The organism is Kingella pumchi, assembly GCF_022288825.1.
GTDB classification, from domain to species: Bacteria; Pseudomonadota; Gammaproteobacteria; order Burkholderiales; family Neisseriaceae; genus Kingella_D; species Kingella_D pumchi.
On sequence record NZ_JAKOOW010000026.1, the window covers coordinates 84,672 to 87,789 of the forward strand.

Below are 3,118 nucleotides of genomic sequence, written 5' to 3' on the forward strand. Positions count from 1 at the left end.
GGCGTGCGCTGGCTGGCGCTGTCGCACTGCATAGCCGCCGTGCTGCATTACTTCGGCGCGCCCAGGCTGCCGCTGCGCGGCTATATTCTCTCCAGCGAAGCCCTGGCGCTGCCGACGCTCTTGGTGCTGTATCTGCCCGAGCTGGCGCCGCTGTCGCTGTTGTGGGGGCTGTGGACTTTCTGGGCGCAGGCCATCGGCCTGATGCGCCTGGGCGGCCAGCGCGGCAGCCGCGTACTGTTGGGCTATCTGGCCAGCCTGTTGGTGATGGGCATCGCCTATCTGCTCTTATTCGGCGTCTTCGCCGCCGCCGGCTGGATCGATATGGAACAGGCTTTGCGTAATATGCAGCAGATGCAGCAGGCGCCGCCGGGGAATTGATTTATTGATGCCTGAACAGGGTTTCAGGTAGCCTGAAAGCAAAAATAAGGTGCGTTATGCGCACCTTTTTGCTATTTGCCGTCTTTCTAATTGCTCATCTTTTCCCATTTTTTCTGCCATACCGAGCGCAGCGAAAAGAGCAGCCATTTTGCCGCCAGCGCCGAAGCAAAGCCGACCAGCAGCGCCCCGGCCATATCCAGCGGCCAATGTACGCCCAGATAAATGCGCGACCAAGCCACCGGCAATGATACCGCCAGTCCCAGCAAGCCTGCGGTACGCGTTACCGCAAACAGGCACATGCTTGCCAGCGGCGATACCACCGCGGTGAAATGCTTGCTGGGAAAAGACGAAGAAGCGCTGTGTTCCAAAAAATTGGTGCCCAGCCCCAACGCAAACGGCCGCGCATGGTGCCAGCCCAGACGAATCAGATAGGCCGCCGCCATACCCAGCAGCAGGCTCAGCAGCACGTTTACACACAACATACGGCGGCGGCGATGGTGTAGCAGCAGGTAAAACCCTACCGCCACCATCACCGCCGCCGTTATGTATTCCGCCACAAACAAAGCCAGCTCAATCACCGCCGGATGCGCGTCGTCATCGGCATTGATCCAAAGAAACAAACTGTGATTCAGCGCGTGCAGAAAGTCCATAATTTTTAGTGGGCTTACTCGAAACGGCGCACTATAAACACGCAGAATTAGCGATAAATTAGCCGTTTTCATGCTGGTGAAATATTTTTAGGCAGCCTGAAAGTGTTTTGAAGCAGTAAATTTCATAGTTTGATTTGTTGCAACGGTGTGCGGCTTTTGGCACGATAATGATTACCGTAGTTGTTAGCTAAGTTTGGCACATATCGCTGCTGGAAAGCAGAAAGCATAAAAAGGCAGCCTGAAAGCCATTAAACAAGGAAACCCCATGCACAGCCAAGGCACACCCGAATACATCCCGCTCCCCGACGGCCGCCGCCTGTATGCGCAAGTTTTGCCGCCGGCGGCAGACAGCGGCATCACCGTCGTGTTTGAAGGCGGCGGCGCAAGCACCCGCTCCATTTGGGCGCGGGTGCAGCCGCAGATTGCCGCTTGCGCCCGCGCCATTGTTTACGACCGCGCCGGGCTGGGATTGTCCGACCCCGATCCGCAGGGACGCAGCCTTGGGCGCATGGCTGCCGATCTCAATGCCCTGCTGGATCATTTCGCCGCGCCCCGCTACATCCTGGTCGGCCACAGCGCGGGCGGCGCGATCGTGCGCCTTGCCGCCGCCCAGCGTCCCGAGCGCATCGCCGGACTGGTTTTGGCCGACCCCGCCGACGAAGCCGACGACGCGCTGTTCTCCCCCGCCTTCCGCCGCGCCGAGCGCATCGGCATTGCCGCCCACCGCATTTTGGCGCAACTGCGGCTGCTGCCGCTGTTCTACCGCCGCCTGCTGGCCGCGCTGCCCGCCGATGCCGCCGCCGACCTGCGCCGCGACGGCATGAGCGCCGCCGTGTTCCGCACCTGCGCCGCACAGTCGCGCACCTTTCTGGACGAACTGCACATCTGGCGCAGCAATCCGCCCGACACCGGCAGCATCCCCGTCAGCATCGTTTCCGGCGCACTGCCCGGCAGTGGCATCAGCCGCAACACCCGCGTCCGCCTGAACGCACTGCACGCACAGCGCGCCGCCCAATCGCCGCACGGACGGCATACCGTCGCCCCACGCTCAGGGCATTACGTCCCGCTTGACGGCGCGGCAGAACTCGCCGACGAAATCCTGCGGCTGATACGGCGCGAAACCGCAAAGGCCGTCTGAAACGCTGTTTTCCCGTTTTCAGGCTGCCTTTTCCAAACGCCGGCCAAGGCAGCCTGAAAGCGGAAAACGCCGCCCGCGCAAGGCAGCGGCGTTACCAAGCCAGCCCCCTTTCAGGCTGCATCCGATGCCGTCTGAAAGCGAAGCTTCGGCGAAGTGAAAATCCGTTTGCCCTTTCAGGCTGCCTTAAATTTCTGTTTTTCTTTGTACAGGAGACTACTATGACAACCACCATCATCTGTAGAAAACCCTAGCGTTGTTTGCAGTATTCCAAGGACAATACTGTCATCAACATGCACAAAAACACCCGCCTTACCCCGCATCACCGCCAAGCCATCTGGACGGCCTACACACAGGGAAAAGAGAGCGTTACTTCCCTTGCGCGCCGTTACATGGTCAGCCGCCCCGCCATCTACCGCATACTCAAAGCCGCGCGCGGCAGGCTGCTCGTGCCGCAAAACAGTACCAACAACCGCTTCAAGCAGGCGTATTACGTGTAAACAACGCTGTTGATTTCTACAATTACCCGTCCTGCCCGTCCGCAGACTAACGGCAAAGCCGAAAGGGTAATACGGACGATTATGGAGATGTGGCATGAAAAGCAAGAGTTTGACAGCCCTGAACATCGGCAAAAGGAACTGTGCCGCTTTGTGAATTTCTACAATACCGTCAAGCCCCACAGCAGCCTGAAAGGGGATACGCCCTTTGAAGTGCTCAGGCATCCTTTCTCAACCTGTGGTGTAAATAACGCGGTTAATTTCTACACACCATGAATCTGCTGGCTTTGTTTAACGATGCCGCCGCCATTGTGCGGCTGCGCTACCGTTCCGCCGAAGAATACCGCTACGGCGCGCCGGTGGTTGCCGCGGTGCTGCTGGCGCTGGGCGCCATCCATTCGGCCGCCGTCGCCCCCTTAATCGGCAGCGGCTACGGCACGGTGGCGCTGTCGGTGCTG

At 59.5% G+C, this 3,118-nt stretch carries 2 protein-coding genes and 4 pseudogenes; 5 read left to right on the forward strand and 1 reads right to left on the reverse strand.

Features of this window, described 5'->3' with window-relative positions; all coding sequences use genetic code 11:
* Nucleotides 1-378 (forward strand): annotated as a pseudogene (locus MB824_RS07875) (hypothetical protein); the annotation flags it as partial.
* An 86-nt stretch (nucleotides 379-464) separates the two neighbouring features.
* On the opposite strand, the gene MB824_RS07880 reads toward MB824_RS07875, so the two are convergent.
* Nucleotides 465-1,028 carry a phosphatase PAP2 family protein gene (locus MB824_RS07880; RefSeq protein ID WP_238747853.1) on the reverse strand — a complete coding sequence of 188 codons (564 nt, stop codon included), beginning with the start codon at nucleotides 1,026-1,028 and terminating at the stop codon, nucleotides 465-467.
* Between the two features lie 265 nt (nucleotides 1,029-1,293).
* Between MB824_RS07880 and MB824_RS07885 the strand changes: the two genes are divergently transcribed.
* From MB824_RS07885 to MB824_RS07900, 4 genes and pseudogenes are all read left to right on the forward strand, one after another.
* On the forward strand, nucleotides 1,294-2,166 hold the full coding sequence (locus tag MB824_RS07885; RefSeq protein WP_238747855.1) for an alpha/beta fold hydrolase: 873 nt from the start codon (nucleotides 1,294-1,296) through the stop codon (nucleotides 2,164-2,166).
* A gap of 284 nt (nucleotides 2,167-2,450) precedes the next feature.
* Nucleotides 2,451-2,642, forward strand: a pseudogene (locus MB824_RS11720) (IS481 family transposase); the annotation flags it as partial.
* Nucleotides 2,643-2,690: 48 nt separating this feature from the next.
* Nucleotides 2,691-2,936: pseudogene (locus MB824_RS11725) on the forward strand (integrase core domain-containing protein); the annotation flags it as partial.
* Nucleotides 2,933-3,118, forward strand: a pseudogene (locus MB824_RS07900) (hypothetical protein); the annotation flags it as partial. The pseudogenes MB824_RS11725 and MB824_RS07900, both read left to right, overlap by 4 nt.